20 protein-coding genes are annotated in these 19,086 nt (G+C 37.4%); 5 read left to right on the top strand and 15 right to left on the bottom strand.

Translation table 11 applies throughout. The annotated features are described in order from the left end of the window. Positions 1-136: 136 nt before the first annotated feature. The 10 genes from AACZ30_RS04105 to AACZ30_RS04150 form a co-directional block, all read right to left on the bottom strand. Positions 137-484, bottom strand: a complete 348-nt coding sequence (locus AACZ30_RS04105) for a HepT-like ribonuclease domain-containing protein (RefSeq protein ID WP_339647887.1) — start codon at positions 482-484, stop codon at positions 137-139. Next, entirely contained in the window at positions 474-776 is a 303-nt protein-coding gene (locus AACZ30_RS04110; protein WP_075327547.1) for a nucleotidyltransferase domain-containing protein, read from the bottom strand. The genes AACZ30_RS04105 and AACZ30_RS04110 overlap by 11 nt, the downstream gene beginning before the upstream one ends. Before the next feature lie 167 nt (positions 777-943). After that, positions 944-1,771 (bottom strand): SDR family oxidoreductase, encoded by an 828-nt coding sequence (locus AACZ30_RS04115; RefSeq protein ID WP_339647888.1) that lies wholly within the window; start codon positions 1,769-1,771, stop codon positions 944-946. Positions 1,772-1,923: 152 nt separating this feature from the next. After that, a complete protein-coding gene (gene recN / locus AACZ30_RS04120; protein WP_339647889.1) occupies positions 1,924-3,576 on the bottom strand; it encodes a DNA repair protein RecN in 1,653 nt (550 codons plus the stop codon). Between the two features lie 354 nt (positions 3,577-3,930). Continuing rightward, positions 3,931-4,818 carry a DUF4835 family protein gene (locus AACZ30_RS04125; protein WP_339647890.1) on the bottom strand — a complete coding sequence of 296 codons (888 nt, stop codon included), beginning with the start codon at positions 4,816-4,818 and terminating at the stop codon, positions 3,931-3,933. Then, positions 4,811-6,016: a bifunctional phosphopantothenoylcysteine decarboxylase/phosphopantothenate--cysteine ligase CoaBC gene (gene coaBC, locus AACZ30_RS04130; protein WP_339647891.1), complete on the bottom strand. Its 1,206-nt coding sequence runs from the start codon at positions 6,014-6,016 to the stop codon at positions 4,811-4,813. Before coaBC ends, AACZ30_RS04125 begins: the two co-directional genes overlap by 8 nt. A gap of 5 nt (positions 6,017-6,021) precedes the next feature. Then, positions 6,022-6,357, bottom strand: coding sequence for a DNA-directed RNA polymerase subunit omega (locus AACZ30_RS04135; RefSeq protein WP_075327552.1), 336 nt, complete (start codon positions 6,355-6,357; stop codon positions 6,022-6,024). A 13-nt stretch (positions 6,358-6,370) separates the two neighbouring features. Beyond that, positions 6,371-7,198, bottom strand: coding sequence for an outer membrane protein assembly factor BamD (gene bamD / locus AACZ30_RS04140; RefSeq protein WP_232228858.1), 828 nt, complete (start codon positions 7,196-7,198; stop codon positions 6,371-6,373). Positions 7,199-7,483: 285 nt separating this feature from the next. After that, the gene (dapA, locus tag AACZ30_RS04145; protein ID WP_339647892.1) at positions 7,484-8,362 is read right to left on the bottom strand and encodes a 4-hydroxy-tetrahydrodipicolinate synthase; all 879 of its coding nucleotides are present in this window, start codon (positions 8,360-8,362) and stop codon (positions 7,484-7,486) included. Positions 8,363-8,562: 200 nt separating this feature from the next. Next, positions 8,563-9,261: a hypothetical protein gene (locus AACZ30_RS04150; protein ID WP_143083626.1), complete on the bottom strand. Its 699-nt coding sequence runs from the start codon at positions 9,259-9,261 to the stop codon at positions 8,563-8,565. 343 nt (positions 9,262-9,604) lie between these two features. On the opposite strand from AACZ30_RS04150, the gene AACZ30_RS04155 reads away from it, so the two are divergent. Both AACZ30_RS04155 and AACZ30_RS04160 read left to right on the top strand, forming a co-directional pair. Further along, a complete protein-coding gene (locus AACZ30_RS04155) occupies positions 9,605-10,363 on the top strand; it encodes a 5'-nucleotidase (protein ID WP_339647893.1) in 759 nt (252 codons plus the stop codon). 3 nt (positions 10,364-10,366) lie between these two features. After that, positions 10,367-11,275, top strand: a complete 909-nt coding sequence (locus tag AACZ30_RS04160) for a metallophosphatase (RefSeq protein WP_339647894.1) — start codon at positions 10,367-10,369, stop codon at positions 11,273-11,275. Positions 11,276-11,595: 320 nt separating this feature from the next. Here AACZ30_RS04160 and ligA read toward each other — a convergent pair whose 3' ends face one another. The 5 genes from ligA to AACZ30_RS04185 all read right to left on the bottom strand — a co-directional run bounded on the left by ligA (position 11,596) and on the right by AACZ30_RS04185 (position 16,509). Beyond that, the gene (gene ligA, locus AACZ30_RS04165; RefSeq protein WP_339647895.1) at positions 11,596-13,590 is read right to left on the bottom strand and encodes an NAD-dependent DNA ligase LigA; all 1,995 of its coding nucleotides are present in this window, start codon (positions 13,588-13,590) and stop codon (positions 11,596-11,598) included. A 14-nt stretch (positions 13,591-13,604) separates the two neighbouring features. After that, positions 13,605-14,273 (bottom strand): VOC family protein, encoded by a 669-nt coding sequence (locus AACZ30_RS04170; protein WP_339647896.1) that lies wholly within the window; start codon positions 14,271-14,273, stop codon positions 13,605-13,607. Positions 14,274-14,284: 11 nt separating this feature from the next. Further along, complete coding sequence (locus tag AACZ30_RS04175) at positions 14,285-14,890, bottom strand: TIGR00730 family Rossman fold protein (RefSeq protein WP_339647897.1); 606 nt, start codon at positions 14,888-14,890, stop codon at positions 14,285-14,287. 49 nt (positions 14,891-14,939) lie between these two features. Continuing rightward, positions 14,940-15,872, bottom strand: coding sequence for a peptide chain release factor N(5)-glutamine methyltransferase (prmC, locus tag AACZ30_RS04180; RefSeq protein WP_339647898.1), 933 nt, complete (start codon positions 15,870-15,872; stop codon positions 14,940-14,942). 151 nt (positions 15,873-16,023) lie between these two features. Then, complete coding sequence (locus tag AACZ30_RS04185; protein WP_208226198.1) at positions 16,024-16,509, bottom strand: GNAT family N-acetyltransferase; 486 nt, start codon at positions 16,507-16,509, stop codon at positions 16,024-16,026. Between the two features lie 28 nt (positions 16,510-16,537). On the opposite strand from AACZ30_RS04185, the gene ribD reads away from it, so the two are divergent. The 3 genes from ribD to AACZ30_RS04200 are packed head-to-tail and all read left to right on the top strand — an operon-like array spanning position 16,538 to position 19,045. Further along, positions 16,538-17,575: a bifunctional diaminohydroxyphosphoribosylaminopyrimidine deaminase/5-amino-6-(5-phosphoribosylamino)uracil reductase RibD gene (gene ribD, locus AACZ30_RS04190; protein WP_339647899.1), complete on the top strand. Its 1,038-nt coding sequence runs from the start codon at positions 16,538-16,540 to the stop codon at positions 17,573-17,575. Then, positions 17,568-18,176 carry an HAD family phosphatase gene (locus tag AACZ30_RS04195; RefSeq protein ID WP_208226200.1) on the top strand — a complete coding sequence of 203 codons (609 nt, stop codon included), beginning with the start codon at positions 17,568-17,570 and terminating at the stop codon, positions 18,174-18,176. Before ribD ends, AACZ30_RS04195 begins: the two co-directional genes overlap by 8 nt. Next, positions 18,173-19,045 carry an EamA/RhaT family transporter gene (locus AACZ30_RS04200; protein WP_339647900.1) on the top strand — a complete coding sequence of 291 codons (873 nt, stop codon included), beginning with the start codon at positions 18,173-18,175 and terminating at the stop codon, positions 19,043-19,045. The genes AACZ30_RS04195 and AACZ30_RS04200 overlap by 4 nt, the downstream gene beginning before the upstream one ends. Positions 19,046-19,086 lie beyond the last annotated feature (41 nt).

Consider the following 19,086-nt stretch of genomic DNA (forward strand, 5'->3'; position numbering starts at 1 on the left):
CTAACAACTCCCTCACCTCCCCGGGGCGGTTATATACAGGAATTATAAAGGAATATTCCAGGGTCATGCTTTAATTAGAATTTGAAGATTTTTAATTAAATATCTCTTATTATCGTCACCCAAAACTCCTATAGAGTCAACTCGATGAATTTTCTTTTAATAATTTATCAACTTCCCCTTGTAGACGCTCTAAATCCCTAACAATAATAGACCACAAAATTTCATCTGAAACAGTATCATAACCGTGGCTTATCCTGTTTCGTGTATCGACAATTTTTCGTGCATTTGTGATAGAAAAATCTGGATTTGCTTTCAGAATTCTATTAACCGCTTCTCCAATTATTTCCAGGTTTCTTTCAATAGCACGTTTACCTTTTAAGTCGTTGAGAAATTCATTAAAATCTCTGTTTTCCGGTAAAAAGGAATATATTTCAGAAATCGCCTGCCTAATATCTTCCAACCAGGTTTTAACTTCATTCTCCATAAATGTGGAGTTTGGTTTGATCAATCTCCTGCTTTAAAAACTTATTTTTAATAGCTTTTAATTCCAGTAAATCAATTCTTCTTTTAAAGATTTTCTCAAGGTTAAATTTTAAATCGAAATATTTATCGGAATAAGAAAGTGGATCTTGATCATCTATATCAACCACAAAATCAATATCACTTTCGGGTCTAAGTTTATCTTTAACTATAGACCCGAAAACAAATAATGACTTAACTTTATTGGTATCACAAAGCTTTTTTATTTGATCGATATGTTGATTGATTTCTTTCATCTTAACCTATCAAATATACTAAAAACCTGTTTGATCACTTCACTAAGAAGGGTGACATATTAAAGCAAGATTTCCCAATCAAGTTTGGGAAGATTTTCCTATTATCTTAGATGCTGAAATAAATTCAGCATGACGTGAAACCAAAACGTCATGCTAAACTTATTTTTTTATTTCTCCTCCTGGCCTTTAATAAAAGACTCCATAACTTCCTGACTTACGCCCATATTGGAAAAACCACCATCGTGGAAAAGGTTTTGAAGCGTAACTTTTTTAGTTAGATCAGAGAATAAACTTACCGTGTAATCGGCACACTCTAAAGCGGTAGCATTACCAAGCGGCGACATTTTATCAGCGTAAGCAATAAAGCCGTCAAACCCTTTTACACCCTGTCCTGCAGTAGTTGGGGTTGGCGATTGTGAAATGGTATTTACTCTTACTTTATGATCCTTTCCAAAGAAATAACCAAAGCTACGTGCAATAGATTCTAAAAACGCCTTATTATCGGCCATATCATTATAATCGGGAAATACGCGCTGGGCAGCCATATAGCTTAGTGCAACAATACTTCCCCACTCGTTCATTGCTTCTTTTTTGTAAAGCACCTGCATAGTTTTATGAAAAGAAACCGCAGAGATATCCCAGCCTTTTTGGGTGAAATCGTAATTCTGCTCCGTATAATGATTCCCCTTTCTAACGTTTACCGACATCCCGATAGCGTGAAGCACGAAATCTATTTTTCCGCCAAGAATCTCCATAGATTTTTCAACCAGGTTTTCCAGGTCTTCAATTTTGGTAGCATCAGCAGGAATAATTTCTGAACCGGTTTTCTCGGCCAGCTCTTTAAGAGTTCCCATTCTTAACGCGATTGGAGCATTGGTAAGCACAAATTCTCCGCCTTCTTCCTTAACACGCTCAGCGGTTTTCCAGGCGATAGAATTCTCGTCTAATGCGCCAAAAATAATTCCTTTTTTTCCTTTTAACAGGTTATAAGACATAGTGATAAATTTTTTCGTTTTGTTAGTATAAATCAGCCCGGAGCAAGCTCACAAGGCGATTTGGATATAAAATTTTATTTTAAGGCAAAGCCCTAAATATTTATATTTCAAATATTGGGTAAAGATAGCAAAATTACTTTCAGGCCATAGTTTTAATCCAGGAGTGCACGTGCGTGAGCCCGCGCCGAATCTCCAATATTTTTACCGCCAAGCATCATTGCCAGTTCTTCTACACGCTCGCTGCCTTTTAATTCTTCTATCTTGGTAGTAGTGGCGTTAGCAGAATCTTCTTTAAAAATCTTAAAATGACTGTTTCCTTTACCGGCAATTTGCGGTAGGTGGGTAATAGCAATTACCTGCATGGCATTCCCCATTCGTTGTAAAATACCGGCCATTTTTTGAGCAATATCTCCTGAAACTCCCGTATCAATTTCATCAAAAATAATGGTTGGAAGTTTACTTTGTGCCGCGAGAATACTTTTAACCGCCAGCATAATCCTGGAAAGTTCCCCGCCAGAAGCTGCTTTTTTAATCTCTTTAAAATCGCCACCTTTATTCGCTGCCAAATACCAGAATAATTCATCCTGCCCGTTGGCTAAAAAATTCGCGGTTTTTTTCAGCTCTATTTTTAATCGGGCGTTTGGCATCCCAAGATCGGCCAGTAAACTTTCGGCTTCTTTGATAAAAGCCGGTACTATTGCTTTTCGTTTTTCGTGGAGTTTTGCAGCCACAGCTCCCAATTTGGTTTCCTGTTTTACAATGGCGTTTTCTAATTCTGAAAGTGCATTTTCGGCATTTTCACTTACCGAAACTTTTTCCTGAAGTTCATCTTTGATCTTCAGTAATTCGGCAATATTTTCTGCGGAATGTTTTTTCTGTAAATTATAAATTAGCTGAAGCTTTTGATTGGTGGCTTCCAGCTCTTCAGGATTTGCCTCTACCCTATCTAACGCATCACTTACTTCTGAAGAAAGATCGTCTAATTCAATAACTACACTTTCAATACGCTGATGTAAAGCTTCATAGTTAACAGATAAATTGGCAATCCTGGCCAATGAGGCACGAGCCTGTTTTAAGCTGTCTAAACTTCCAATTTCTTCCTGCTCCAGTAAATTTAAAGCTGAACTTAGGTTTTCGGTAAGTTCTTCAACATTGCTCAATTCTTCGTAACGGGTTTCCAGTTCTTCCTGCATCCCGTTTACCAAACGCGCTTCTTCAAGCTCATTCAGTAAAAATAAATTATAATCGTATTCTTTGGTAGCCTGGGCCTGTTCTTCTTTTAATTCAACAAGCCGTTTTTGTAACTTTTTGTAAGTTTTTAGTTCGGTTTTATATTCCAGAAGCAAAGTTTCACTGTTTGCAATAGTATCAATTACCTGGAATTGGTAATCGTTATTCCCCAAACTCAAAGTTTCATGCTGACTGTGAATATCAATAAGGTATTCTCCCAGTTTATTTAAGGAGGTGAGTTTTACCGGCGTATCGTTTACAAAAGCGCGGGATTTCCCTGAAGCCAAAATTTCACGTCTAATAATGGTGTTTTCTTCATAATCCAGGTCTTCTGTGATAAAAAAATCTTTTAGCTTATAATTAGCGATATTGAAACTGCCTTCTATTACGCATTTCTTATCGGTATCACGAATACTTCCGTAATCGGCGCGGTTACCTAAAAGGAGCCCAAGTGCGCCTAGCATAATAGACTTACCGGCACCCGTTTCACCTGTAATTATGGTAAAGCCTTCCTGAAGTTTGATATTTATATCCTCAATTAAGGCGTAATTTTTTATAGATAGAGCTGTGAGCAAAGTGTACTAAATTTGGGCTAAATATACGGGAGAAATTTTTCCCAATCAACAATAAACTTTGGGTAAACCCGGAAGTTATATCAAAAGGGAAAAATTTGATTATACAGACGTTTGCTAAAGAAATAATACTTTTCAAATGTATATCCGGTTTCCCTCATAGAAGTGAATTTAAGAAAAAATCGTCATGCTGAACTTGTTTCAGCATCTAACACGAATAGTACCTACCCTTCAATTTAGGCCTCCGATAGAAATCGGAGCAGGCTCTGAAACCAGTTCAGGGTGACGTCTAAATTTTAAAGTATGACTGTTTACGGATATTCAACTTTTAAACCGCGATTATTAAGTAAAAATTCTTTACTGAATATTTCTCCAGTTTCGGGAATAACGGGGCGCCAGGCCACTTAGTGTTTGACTTAAACCGGGGCGGTTAATTTCGGGGCCGTCGCTAAAGATCTGGGTTACCTCATCGGCCTTGGCATCAAAAAAACTTCTAAGCAATAAAGAATTTGCCCTCCTGGAATTCATTGTAGTTAAACTTTCCAGTGCATCGGCAATGGCAATTTTCCCGGCTTCAGGATCTTTATGCATCACATCTAATCCCTGGCGGTGATATTGATACAAAGCGCTACGATATTCAGTGAACATATTAGAAAGCAAATCAGAATTCAAACGAAAACGAGAGCTTTGTCCATCGGCTCCACTCCAGCCGGTTCTACCGCTTTGTTGCGCGAGATTTACAATTCGATTAGCTTCCTGGTAATATTCGGTGCCGCCTTCGGGTGCAAAGGAATCGGCGTCCATTCCTAAAATGGTATATACATAGAAAGAAACTACCGAAACCAGGTTGTTGGAAAATGAATTCTGACTATAATTTAAAGGCTGATATTCCCGGTAATTAAAGCTGAACTGATTATCGTTAAAGTTAAAAATCGGACTCACCATATTAGAGCCGTAAACCGGTCTTGAAGACTGCACCTGGATAGTACCGCTGAAAGATTCACCTTCAAACTCATTGATGGTGATAAACATACTACAGTTAATGCGTTCTCCAGGTTGAAATTCCTCATCGGTCCATGAGGTTTGGTTTACAAATTCCCTAAGGGAACTTTCTAAAGTTCTAAAAACAGAAAGATTGCTTTGTCCTGTTTGCTCGGTATTGATCACTATTTCGCAGTTGAGTTCCTGGGCAGCAGCAAAAGGCATCCCGGCCACTAAAAGAATAAGAAATAGCAATTTACGCATCTAACAAATGTACAATTTCGTTTAAAATATCGGTTGCAACCTCGGCCTTGGGTTTTAGATCGAAAGCCTTTTCTGAATCTTTATACACCAAAGTGATCTTATTGGTATCTTTTTTAAATCCGGCGCCGGTATCGTTCATAGAATTAAGCACGATAAAATTCAGGTTTTTCTTCAACAGTTTTCCCCGGGCGTGTTCCAATTCATTATTGGTTTCCAGGGCAAAACCAATTAGTTTTTGATGGGTTTTCTTTTCCCCCATCGATAAGAGAATGTCCTGGGTTTTGGTAAGTTCCAGGCTTAGGTTTTCTTCGGCCTTTTTAATTTTTTGCGCCGCTACTATCTTTGGCTTATAATCTGAAACCGCGGCAGCAGCAATAGCCACATCTACATTTTCGAAATGATCATGTACAGCGGCGTACATTTCTCTAGTGCTAACTACTCTAATTAAGTTGATCTTTGGATCATCGATTTCCAAATGTGTAGGACCGGAAATAAGGATAACCTCAGCTCCAAGTTCAGCGGCTTTTTTAGCAAGCTCAAAACCCATTTTACCGCTGGAATGGTTTCCAATAAAACGAACCGGATCTATGGCTTCGTAAGTTGGCCCGGCGGTAATTAAAATTTTCTTTCCCTGTAGGGGTAAATTTTCAGAAAAATATGTTTCCAAAAATTCGATAATCTCTTCGGGTTCTGCCATTCTCCCTTCGCCTTTTAAACCACTGGCAAGTTCACCCGTTCCTGCGGGAATCATAATATTTCCATACGACTTAAGGCTCTCGAAACTCTTTTTTGTGGAAGGGTGCTTATACATATCCAAATCCATTGCAGGTGCAAAGAATACCGGACATTTAGCTGAAAGATAGGTTGCGAGCAAAAAGTTGTCACTATTGCCCGTAGCCATTTTAGATAAGGTATTGGCTGTGGCAGGGGCCAAAACCATAAAATCGGCCCAAAGGCCGAGTTCTACGTGATTGTTCCATTGCTCATCCTCATCATCTTCGGTAAAAGAAGAAAACACCTCGTTTTTTGAAAGTGTTGAAAGCGTAAGCGGTGTAACAAATTCTTTTGCAGCCGGCGTCATCACAACTTTTACCTGCGCACCGGCTTTAATAAATAATCGTACTAAAAATGCAGATTTGTAAGCGGCAATACCACCACTTATGCCCAAAAGCACTTTTTTGCCTTTTAGTACAGACATCTTAATTAAGCTTCTGCTTCTTCAGAATCTTTAGTATTCCGGTAATAGATCTTACCGTCTAACCATTCCTGGATAGCAAGCGCGTGTGGTTTTGGAAGTTTTTCGTAAAACTTAGAAACCTCAATTTGCTCTTTATTTTCAAAAATCTCGTCAAGACTATCGTTATAAGTCGCAAATTCATCAAGCTTTTCCAACAATTCTTTTTTGATCTCAGAATTTATTTGGTTTGCTCTTTTTGCAACTACAGAAATAGCCTCGTATATATTATTAGTTGGCTCGTCTACCTTGTTCTTATCGAAGGTAATTGTGTTAATTGGTGCGTCTGTCTTTTTAATATCCATCTTTCTTCTACTATTAAAAATTTTGTAAGCGTGATTTTATGTCTTCGGTTGAAGCTTCTATGGCTTCAGAATATTCACCTTCAGGGTAATATTTTTTATACTCCTGGGAATATTCCAGGGCTTGTTGCAGTCTTTCCTGCATTAAATCTCTAAAACTATTTACTGCCAATTGGTAAGCAGAATCAAACCTGTAATAATGGGCGTCTTCTCTAAAAGGAGACCCGGGATTATTAGAAAGGAAATTAGTAAAAGAAGTAATTGCCGCCTGGTAATTACCGGCTCTGGCCTCTCCTGTTAGATGATATTGCTTGGCAATTTCATATTCCTTTTTTTCCAGTTTTATACGTAATTCAGCAGCCATATCGTTGGCTTCTTCGGCGTGCTCGCCTTCAGGATAAGTGTTTAAATAAGCCTGAAGTTCTGCAATTGCTTTATGCGTATCGGTTTGATCTAGATCGTATCTTGGAGAAAGCTCATAGAAACTTCTCGCCTTTTTAAAAGCTGCTTCTTCTACCTTATCACTATTGGGATAAGATTGTTGAAAACGCTCAAACTCGTATGAAGAAAGGTAAAAATCCCCTAACTGGTAGTAGGTGTTGGCAAATAAATAACTGAGTTTCTCACCTTGAGGCTTCCCGCGATATTGTGGAACAATTTGCTCAAACAACCTAAGGGCCTTACGATATTTTTTATTGCTATTTTCTTCCTGGGCTTCATTGTACAGCTCTTCAGCATAGGTATACTTTGCGCCGGCATCATCACTTTTTAGTAAGGTTTGATACTCCCCACAGGATACAGTTAAAATTAAAACTGTTACTAATAAAATTGCTTTCTTCATCATTTGTAAAAACATGTGGCAAAAGTACATTTTTCTTCAGTATAAAAAAAACTTTGTGTTGCAGGCTTAGATAACTCAAAATGTGCCTTCTTATTATCCTGAAAGTAAGATAATCTAAGGCTTTTGCTGAAAAAATAAAAGGTCTAAGAAATTTTTCTATCGTCAAGCTGAACTGGTTTCAGCTTCTAACATAAATCGACTAGCAATTTATTAGCTCCTGAAATAATCCTGAAGCTTCGGAACAGGATGACGATATTTAAAACTTTTTAGACCTTGTAATTAATAATTTTAGCTAAAATTCTTCAAAAAATCTTCAATTTGCTGCTGAAGTGCTGGGGTGGCTTTTACCAGCGGTAATCTCAGGTTGTTTTGAATACTTTGCTTTAGAGCAAGTAAAGCTTTAATTCCTGCAGGATTTCCTTCAGCAAAAATCAAGTCTATAGAGCGCTGTAATTTATAATGAAGCTCGTAGGCTTCAGCAGGTTTCCCTTCTAAACCTAGCGAAACCATTTTAGAGAATTCAGCCGGGAATCCCTGTGCTATTACCGAGATTACTCCTTTCCCGCCGGCTAAAATCATAGGCAGGGTAAGCAGATCGTCTCCAGAAATTACCAGGAAATCTTTGGGTACCAGGCTTATTAATTTCATTGCCTGCACCATATCGCCGGCAGCTTCTTTTACGCCAATTACATTGCTAAAATCCCGGGCAATGCGGTTTATTGTTTCCGGTAGGATATTAGACGCAGTTCTTCCTGGTACATTATAAAGAATTATTGGCAACGGGGAAGCGGCAGCCACAGCCTTAAAATGCTGGTAAATGCCTTCCTGGGTTGGTTTATTGTAAAAAGGAGAAACCGAAAGTATAGCTTCAAAACCAGAAAGATTTGCAGCTTTGAGTTCTTCGCAAAGGGCGTATGTATTATTGCCTCCCATTCCCAATACCAGAGGCAAACGTTTATTATTCTTTTTTACAACCGTATTTATTACAAGCTGTTTTTCTTCTTTATTAAGACTGGCGCTTTCGGCGGTAGTTCCTAAAACCACCAGGTAATCTATTCCATTTTCAATCTGGTTTTCTACCAGGTTTTCCAGTGCTTGCACATCTACAGATAAATCTTCCTTAAAAGGAGTTATCAAAGCCACACCGGTACCAATAAATGAGTTCATTGCTGTTTAATTTTTTATGATAATCGAAAAGATTTGCGGGATTTCGACTTTAAACTGAAAAATGCAAAATTTTCGGGCGACAAATGTATAGATTTCGCCAATTTCAAGGACTAAAATCTGCTTTTGTATTCAAAGAAAAGCACATATTTAACAGCTTTGTTTTTTCTGTTAAAAAATAAACAGGAATAAGCTTTCGCTTTTTAGAGAAGATTCAATAAACGCAGCTTTCTCTCTGGAGTTAGAAAAAACAGCAAACTAAAGATTAAGCCGTTATACCACAACAAATTACCGGTTATTAAAATAGCAGAATCTTTCATATAAAAATAAGCGGAATCCCTAAACACATTTGAAAAAATAAAAGTAAGAACCAGTGTGATAAAATAAATTGATTTTTTTGAGTAAGAATTCAAATAATAAATGAGGGAAATAATGCCCATTACCAGTAAGACGCCGTAATAAGCTATATAAATACCAAATTCAAGTTCATCACTCATATATTGTTTAAGTTCCAGCACGTGGGTAAATAGCAAATAAGCATTTATGGCTATTAATAGAAAAAAATAAACCAGTATGGTTTTACTGGCAGTTTCCAGTTGGGTATTCTGCAAAGCTTCCCTGCTTAAACCAAAATAGGCTATAATATAAAAGAAGAAGGATATAAGAGTTAAGTTATTAGTATTAAATATGAAGCCATTAATTTGAGCCAGAAAGAAAAAGATAAAAAAGAGTATAGCATTCAAACTCATATTTTTTTTAAGCTTAATATAAATACCGGCAAGGCCGGGCACAAAAATAAGCTGTGTGGCCTGCATTAACCAATCGGCTTCAGCAATCGCAGCATATAAATTTATAGCCAGAAGCGGAACGAGTAAAATTAAAATGTACTGAAAAAGACTCATTTTCATTCAATTGCGGACCGAAAATATAAAATTCATGTTATCAATAATGTCCATTTGAGTAAAGCATTGCTATTTTTAGAAATTTTAACCCATTTTTCGACAAAAGGATTAATTATTTCGCTGAAATACCTTTATTTTTTTAACAGAAAATTCGCTGATTCAATTTCAAGAGTCGTTTTATAAAAATATTCCGGGCTTTAGAGTTGAACAGTTAAGTTTGACCCGGATAATCTATTTATCTTTGAATTTTTAAAGATGAGATATAACCGGCCTATTTCCCAATCCCAGAAATTGATAAATAATTATCTTCAAATTCATAAAAAAGGGTGAAAATTATATACGAATGAAAAAAACCAGATTAAGTTTATTCCTGCTTCTTTCAGTAATTCTATTAAGTTGTAAAGGAAACGAGGTTAAACCTTCCGAAATTAAAGGGCAACGAATTGCTATAGATGAAAATATTGAACCCGATCCCGAAATTGATGAATTTGTAGCACCGTTTAAAGAGCATCTCAATAAAACGCTAGATAGCACCTTAGCCTACAATCCAAATGATATGGTGAAAAGTGACGGCGACCTCAACACCGCAATTGGAAACTTAATGGCCGATTTGGTAATAGAACAGGCCAACCCCATTTTTAAAAGCAGAACCGGAAATGAAATAGATATGGTTTTGCTAAATCACGGCGGAATTAGAGCTGGCCTCAACAAAGGAAATATTTCTACCCGAAGTGCCTACGCCCTAATGCCTTTTGAAAATGAAATTGTGGTAGCAGAACTTTCCGGAGAAAAAATTAAGGAAATGCTTACTTACCTGGAACGTGCAAAAACCGCACATCCTGTTAGCGGCATCCAGGTTGAAATGGATCAGAATTATAAGGTTACCAGCGCAAAAATTAACGGCGAAGATATCGATGAAGATAAAACCTATTTTGTAGCTACTTCAGATTATTTGCAGCAAGGCGGCGACAATATGAGCTTTTTTAAAGATCCAATCCAATTATATAAAGTTGACTATAAACTGCGCAATGCCATTATAGATTATTTTAAAAAGATAGATACTCTAAGGGTTGAGAAAGACAATAGATTTATAAGAAAGTAAGAAATGAAAAGAAGAAATTTTATACAACAAACCTCGGCAGCAACCGCTTTTATAGGAATTGGTGGCTTAAGTTCACTTTCTTTTAAACCTAATTATAAAAAGCACATAACCATTTTACACACCAACGATGTTCATAGCCATATAGAACCTTTTGGCCCTGATGATTCCAGGAATCCTAATATGGGAGGTGTTGCCAGGCGAGCGACTTTAATTCAGCAGATTAAAAATGAAAATCCGAATACATTATTATTAGATGCGGGTGACATTTTCCAGGGTACTCCTTACTTTAATTTCTATGGAGGCGAACTGGAGTTTAAGCTGATGAGTAAAATGAAATACGATGCAGCTACCATTGGAAACCACGATTTCGATAATGGTATAGATGGATTATATGCGCAACTTCCACACGCCGAATTCGATTTTATTTCTTCCAATTATGATTTCAGTAAAACGGTGATGGATGGCCATACCCGCGATCATAAAATTTTCACTAAAGACGGAGTGAAAATTGGAATTTTTGGTTTGGGAATTGAACTGCAGGGTCTGGTGAACGACAGTCTTTATAAAGAAACAAAATACCTTGATCCGGTAGAAATTGCGCAGGATCAAAGCCGAATTCTAAAAGAAGAAAAGAATTGCGACATGGTTATTTGCCTTTCGCATTTAGGCTATAAATACAGCAGCGATAAGATTTCTGATATTAAACTAGCGCAAACCACCGAAAATATAGATCTCATAATTGGCGGCCACACCCATACTTTTTTGGATAAACCAACTGTGGAAACCAACAAAGCCGGTAAAAAGGTTTTAGTAAACCAGGTGGGTTGTTACGGACTTTATCTGGGAAGAATTGATTTTTATTTAGACGATAAAAATAATATTGAAGCTAACGGAGTCAAGATTGAGGTTTAAATTTTGAAAGTTTAAACCTCTATAAAGAAAGTTTTTCTCATAATTCTATAAAACCTCAACCTTATAATTATTATTCCTCGTGTTCATTTTTTCCATTGATGAAAAAACGAACCAAAAAAATCTAGGCTTACGAAACTTTATCTAAATTTATCGCTCGACACCTAAATTTTAGGAACTCGCCTGAATAAATTAGTTAGAAAGAAATAACCATAGAGCTCAAACAGCCTAAAATTTCACGGTGTATTCGCTTTAAATTTGACGATAAATTTTCGGTAGGCCGCCAAACTATAAGTTATTAATGCAGTAACCCAATAAAAAATTTAATCAAGCATTTTAAGGAATTCGTCTTCGCTCACAATTTTAGTTCCCAGTTTTTCGGCCTTTGCCAGTTTACTGGGCCCCATATTTTCGCCTGCAACCAAATAATCGGTTTTTCCTGAAATCGAGCCGGAAACTTTCCCGCCGTTATCTTCTATCATTTTTTTGAGTTCATTCCTGGAAACTTTTTCAAAAACCCCCGAAATCACAAAAGTATTGCCCTCAAGTAAATCGCTCTGGTTTTCCAGTTCTTCGGTAGCAATTTCCAATTGAAGTCCGTAGTCCTTTAAACGCTGAACGATCTTCCTGTTCTCTTCGGAAACAAAGAAATCGGTTACACTTTCAGCGATACGTTCTCCAATTTCATCAACCGCTGTAAGATCTTCGGTTGAAGCAGAAGCCAAAGCATCTATATTCTTGTAATGTTTTGCAAGTTTTTTAGCTACAGTTTCGCCCACATATCTTATTCCAAGGGCAAATAAAACCCGCTCAAAAAGAATTTCTTTAGATTTCTCGATTCCATTAATAAGGTTTTCCGCCGATTTTTCTGCCATTCGTTCCAATGGAAGAACATCTTCTTTTTTCAGGGTATAGAGATCGGCATAATTGGTAATTAGATTAGCATTAACCAATAAAGCAACGGTTTCTCCACCCAGGCCTTCAATATCCATCGCTTTTCGGGAAATAAAATGCTGAATTCTCCCTATAATTTGCGGCGGACAACCATTATAATTAGGGCAGTAATGCTGAGCTTCTCCTTCTTTTCTAATTAATTCGCTGTCGCAAACGGGACAAGTTTCGGCATATTTAGTTTCGGGAGTTTCCGGATCCCTTTTGGTGAAATCAACCCCTACAATCTTCGGAATAATTTCTCCGCCTTTTTCTACAAAAACGGTATCTCCTTCCCTTACATCCAGTTTCTCAATCTGATCGGCATTGTGTAAAGACGCACGTTTTACCGTGGTTCCGGCCAATTGCACCGGTTCAAGATTTGCTACCGGCGTGATCGCCCCGGTTCTTCCAACCTGGTAGGTGATCTTATTTAATTTGGTGCTCTCCTGTTCGGCCTTAAATTTATAAGCCATTGCCCAGCGCGGAGATTTCGCTGTATAACCTAATTCATCCTGCTGATCAAAACTATTTACTTTTACCACTACCCCATCGGTTTCATAAGGCAAATCGTGGCGGTGCTGGTCCCAATAATTTACATAATCGAGAACTTCAGCAATACTATTTTTTAACTCGGCTTCCGGTGGAACTTTAAATCCCCAATTCCTGGCTTTTTTAAGGCCTTCAAACTGAGATTTCACCGGTAAACTATCGGCCACCAAACTATACAACAGGCAATCTAAAGGTCTTTTGGCAACCTCAGCACTATCCTGGAGTTTTAAACTTCCGGAAGCTGTATTTCTAGGATTTGCATAAGGTTCTTCCCCGGCTTCTACCCTTTCGGCATTCATTTTTGCAAAACCTTCATAAGGCAACACTATTTCACCCCGAATATCAAATTTCTGCGGAAATTCGCCCTTCAGCTTTAAAGGTACAGATCTAATGGTTTTTATATTATTGGTCACATCATCTCCCTGGAACCCATCCCCACGGGTAACCGCACGTTTTAATTTACCATCTTCATAAGTCAGACTAATAGAAGCGCCATCGTATTTTAATTCGCAAACATACTGTACTTTACCTCCAATAGATTTCTCGATTCGCTTTTCCCAGTCTTCCAGCTCTTCTTTAGAGTAGGAATTGGATAGGGAGTACATTCTATAATCGTGAACTACAGTCTCAAAATTTTTAGTTATCGCTCCACCTACACGGCGCGTGGGAGAATTAGGGTCATCAAATTCAGGATTTTTTTCTTCCAGCTCCTGCAATTCTTTCAACTTCATATCAAAATCGTAATCGCTGATCTCGGGCTTATCCTCTATATAATACAAATAATTATGTCGGTGTAATTCTTCGCGTAACTGCTTGATCTTTTCTTCGGTATTCATAAAAGGCTGGTAAGTTATTGCTGGGCTTTTAGTTGATCGTTTTCAAAAACAAGGGAATGCTTTTTTCCCTGGTGCGTAAATTCAATTTTAAATTCAGATTTATAGGCTTTATCATCTGTAGGAAACCAATCTTTAAGTTTTTGGTTTATGGTAATGAGCAAACCTTCGTCATCACCTACCGCACAAAAATGCTCAAAATCGCCATCATATTTTTCCAATTCAAAGTTGGTGCTTAAAAAGTCGAATTTCTCCTGAATGTTCTCTGTTACCAGACCTACCTCACTAATTCCCAAAACACTTTTTTCTGAAAACAATGCCGATTCCGGTTTACTGAAACTCTCACGGGAGATAAATTCTATGATATTTTTATCTTCGTCATAGAAGTACAAAGATTTAGCATTCCAGGCCATAAAATCTACAATTTCCTGCCCATTGCCTTCCAAAACCGGAACCCGTTCTTTTACCCATTCCAGGGCTTCTTTATGCTGCCTATCGGGAATATGAAATGCGATATGGTAAGCTGTTGCGTTTTCTTTTTGCTGAAATTTTATGGTAGAATACCCGGTTTCAACTTCAAAATAATCATCGCTATTATCGGTGATCTTTAGATTTAAGGTATCCCGATAAAAACGCAATTGCTCTTTTAAATTATCGCTATATATTTGAAGTTTATGGATTTTCATAATGTCTTAATTTAGGTCTGGTCTTTATTCATCCATTTGGGAACAGGCATAGGCTTAAAATTATACATTTTTTCCAGTAATTCCTCAATATCTTCCCCAATAAGCAAAAGATCAAAATTCTCTTTTCTAAGCAAACCTTTTCTCACCATGGTTTTAAGCATCGCGATAAGATCGTCGTAAAACCCGTTAATATTTAATAACCCAATAGGATTTTGATGCAGCCCTAATTGGCCCCAGGTTACGATTTCAAAAAGCTCTTCAAAAGTTCCAAATCCGCCAGGCAGGGCAATAAAACCATCGCTTAATTCGTGCATTTTAAGCTTGCGCTCGTGCATATCTTTGGTAGTGATCAATTCGGTTAAACCGGTATGGACTACTTCTTTGGTTTTTAAAAAATCTGGAATCACCCCAATAACTTCTCCTCCGTTTTGAAGGATCCCTGCAGCAACCTGCCCCATTAAGCCAAGTTTACTTCCGCCAAATACCAATTTAATATTCTTTTGAGCTAAAACTTTTCCCAAACGATAAGATTCTGAAAAGATTTTCTCGTCGTTGCCTTCGCTGCTTGCACAAAACACGGCAATGCTTTTAAGTTGGTTTTTACTGTTGTTTTCCATAATTATTGGTTTATGAAATTTAGAACTATTGGGTTCTAAAACCTTAATATTAACGCAATTCTCCTTTTAGCATTCTGAAATTTCCAAAAAGATCTTTTCGCAATTCGGTTTTAAAGCCTTGTTTCTGCATCATCCTTTCGGTTTCTTCGGCCAGGTATTGGTTAATCTCAAAATAGAGTTTTCCGCCTGGATTTAAAGCGGTTTTGGCCAATTTCGTGATTTTCTCATAGAAAATTAAAGGATTTTCGTCTTTTACATATAATGCAGTAGGTGGATCGTATTCTAAAACATTTCGGTGCATTTCCTTTTTCTCCAGCTCTCGCACGTAGGGCGGATTAGAGACAACAACATCCCAATTTCCGGTTAGAGTTTCAGTTCTTAAAATATCTTCTGAAATAAAATTAATCTTAGCCTGGTTAATTTCTGCATTGATTTTTGCGATTTGCAAGGCTTTTTCAGAAATATCTATAGCCGAAATTTGAGCTTCCGGAAGATTTTTCGCCAGGCTAATAGCAATGCAACCACTCCCCGTCCCAATATCCAGGATTCGCCCAGATTCATCTTCGAAAAAGTCTTCTAAAATCCATTCAACCAATTCCTCCGTTTCCGGTCTTGGCACTAATACATTTTTATCGACTTTAAACGTCAGTCCGAAAAACTCTGTTTCCCCAATAATATGCTGAATGGGTTCGTGGTTTTTTAAACGCGCTAAGGCTGACTCTAGTTTCTCAATCTGACTTTTATCAATTTCAAGCTCAGGATTTAAAGCAAGATTTAACCGATTGATCTTGAAAAAAGCTTCTGTTAGCATAAAGAAAAAAGAATGCACTTCTTCCACAGGATATTCATTTTCCAGCGATTTAGTAAAAATTTCTTTTTGGGCTTTTAGTTTCATTATTTCGGTTGTCGGTTGTGAGTTCTCGGTTCTCAGTTTTGGGTTATCGGTTATCAGTTGTGAGTTTTCAGTTTGAGGAAAATCCAAATTCCTGATTCTTATCTCCTGATCTTGTTTCTTAAATCTTTTTTCTCTTCTCTCTACTCTTCTCTTGATTAAAAAGCCGCGTTCGTCCCTGTCTCGCGATAACGTAAAAAAGACTCCTCACTCTTCACTCTTCACTCTTTACTCCTACTTCTCAAACATCCCTAATCATCCACATCGTACAATTATAATGGCCGGTGTCTCCAAGGGGTTTTTCTAAAGATTTGAAGCCACTGCGTGCGTAGAGTTTCCGGGCGCTTTCCATATAAGGAAGGGTTTCAATATAACATTGTTCAAAATTCTGGGATTTGGCGAACTTAAGACAGGTATCCATCATTTGGGCACCCAGACCTTTGCCACGGGCTTCCGGCAGAAAATACATTTTTTGCAGTTCGCATATTTTTTCTTCGAGTCCAATTAATGGAGCAATACCAGCGCCACCAATTATCTTTCCTCCCTCTTCCACCACAAAATAATTCATTCGCGGGTGCTGGTAAGTTGCATACATATCGTCCAGCGCCTTGTCTTCATAGGCGGTTCCTACTTTTGGAACGCCCATTTCTACCAAAACCTTTCTTACAACTTCGGCAACTTGTTGATTGTCTTCGGGTTGAATTTCCCGTATTTTTAACGTGCTCATTCTTGGTAAATAATCCTATTTTAGAGGCGTGAATATACACGAAAAATATATAAAGCGCTGTATTGAACTGGCCAAAAACGGACTGGGAGCTACGTATCCCAATCCGCTGGTAGGCAGCGTAATTGTTTATAAAAACAAGATTATTGGTGAAGGCTGGCACCAAAAAGCAGGAGCCCCACACGCAGAGGTAAACGCGGTAAATTCTGTGAAAGATGAATCGCTTTTAAATAAGTCTACCATCTATGTGAGCCTGGAACCCTGCAGTCATTTTGGAAAAACGCCACCTTGCAGCGATCTAATTATCGTTAAGGGTATTAAAAAAGTGATTATTGGTACAGTAGATCCTTTTGCTGAAGTGGCCGGGCGTGGCATTAAAAAATTGATGGAAGCCGGTTGCGAAGTTCAGGTGGGAATTCTGGAAAAAGAATGCCAGGATCTCAACAAACGTTTTTTCACTTTTCATCAAAAGAAACACCCTTATATTATTTTGAAATGGGCCCAAACCACTGATGGATTTATCGCTCCAAAAGTCCAGGAAAAACGCGAGCCAGTTTGGATCACGAATCAGTATTCTAAACAACTGGTGCATAAATGGAGAAGTGAAGAACAGGCTATTTTAGTGGGCACTAACACCGCAATCGCCGATAATCCCAAACTAAACACCAGGCTTTGGAATGGCAAAAACCCGGTTCGGGTGGTGATAGACAAAGAATTAAAAATTCCGCAGGAATCTGCATTGTTTGATGGCAGTATCAAGACCATTGTTTTAACCGAAAATGTAAAAAATTCAGGAGACAATTTAATATTTGAAAAACTCGATTTTCAACAAGACCTACCGAAACAGATTTGCGAGGTACTTTACCGGCATAATTTACAATCGGTTATTATTGAAGGTGGTGCAAAAACGCTTCAGACTTTTATTGACGCCAATCTTTGGGATGAAACGAGAGTTTTTACCGGAGTTTCTGAATTTCACGAGGGAATAAACGCACCAAAATTTTCAGGAATTAAGCTTTCAGAAACTAATTTGGAGCGTGATACTTTAAAAATTTATAAGAATGATTAAAACTATAATTTTCGATTTTGGAGACGTATTCATCAACCTGGACAAACCAGCCACGATGCGTGAAATGAATAAATATGAAATCGAAGAACTTTCAGAAAGTTTGCTGAATATCAACCAGCAATATGAAAAAGGACTTATTTCTTCTGAAGAATTTGTAAAATCTTACCAGAGCGAATATACTCAGCTTCAAACAGAACATTTTAAAAATTCCTGGAACGCTATTTTAATAGATTTCCCTGAATATCGTTACCAGTTTTTGAAGAAACTTTCAGAAGAAAAAAATTACCAATTAATTCTTTTAAGCAACACCAACGAAATTCATATTGATTGGGTTAAAGAAAATGTTCCATTTTTTGAAGATTTTAAAGCTTGTTTTGATGCTTTTTATCTTTCTCACGAGATCAATTTTAGAAAACCAGATGCTGAAATTTATGAGTTTGTGCTAAAACAACACGGCTTGAAACCGCAAGAATGTCTTTTTATTGACGACACCAAGGAAAACACTGATGCTGCAAAATATTTAGGAATCCACACCTGGAATATTGAACCTACCCGAGAAGATGTCATCGATTTATTTACTGCTAAAAAAGAGTTATTTTGATTTACCTGCTGCTTAGCATAATTTCTTCTACGGTAATTTTTATCGTATTTAGGCTCTATAAAAAATATGGCGTAAATACACTGCAAGCCATAATCGTTAACTATTTTATTGCCTGTATTGTGGGCTTTTTTGGCTATATAGAAAGTGTTAATGATATTGTGAGAATTCCTTCAGAAAAATGGTTTTTTGGAACAGTCATTTTGGGAGCACTCTTTATTACGGTTTTTAATTTGGCAGCAATTACCACCCAACGCAGCGGACTTTCAGTAGTCTCGGTAGCCACCAAAATGTCGGTTGCGATTCCCGTTTTCTTCGGAATATTTATTTATGATGAAAGCCTGGGATTTTTAAAAATTTCGGGGATTCTACTTGCTCTTGCAGCGGTTTATTTAAGTTCAATAAAAACCGAGAAAGGCATTAAAATAAAGAAAAGGAACTTAATATTTCCGCTCTTAGTTTTTATTGGAAGTGGGATTATTGACACCACCATAAACTACCTTGAAAATTTTTATGTTTCTGAAACCGATGTCGGCCTTTTTTCTTCCAGTATTTTTGGAATCGCAGGGATTATTGGAATAACAATCTTAATTGGACAGGCAGTTTTAGGAAAACTAAAAATTACCTGGAAAAACATAGCCGGCGGGATCGCGCTGGGAATTCCGAACTATTTTTCAATTTATTTCCTGGTTATGGCATTGCGTGCTCCGGGAATTGAAAACTCGGTTATTTTTACTTTAAACCATGTAGGGATTGTGCTAGCATCTACAATTCTTGGAATTGTACTTTTTAAAGAAGTTTTATTGAGGAAAAACTGGATTGGAATTGGACTTGCCATAATAAGTATTATCCTGGTAGCAAGTAGCCAGTAGTTTTACCGAAAAGACCTCACAGGTTTTGGAAACCTGTGAGG

Origin of the sequence: uncultured Salegentibacter sp. (assembly GCF_963972535.1) — a bacterium.
Classification (GTDB): Bacteria; Bacteroidota; Bacteroidia; order Flavobacteriales; family Flavobacteriaceae; genus Salegentibacter.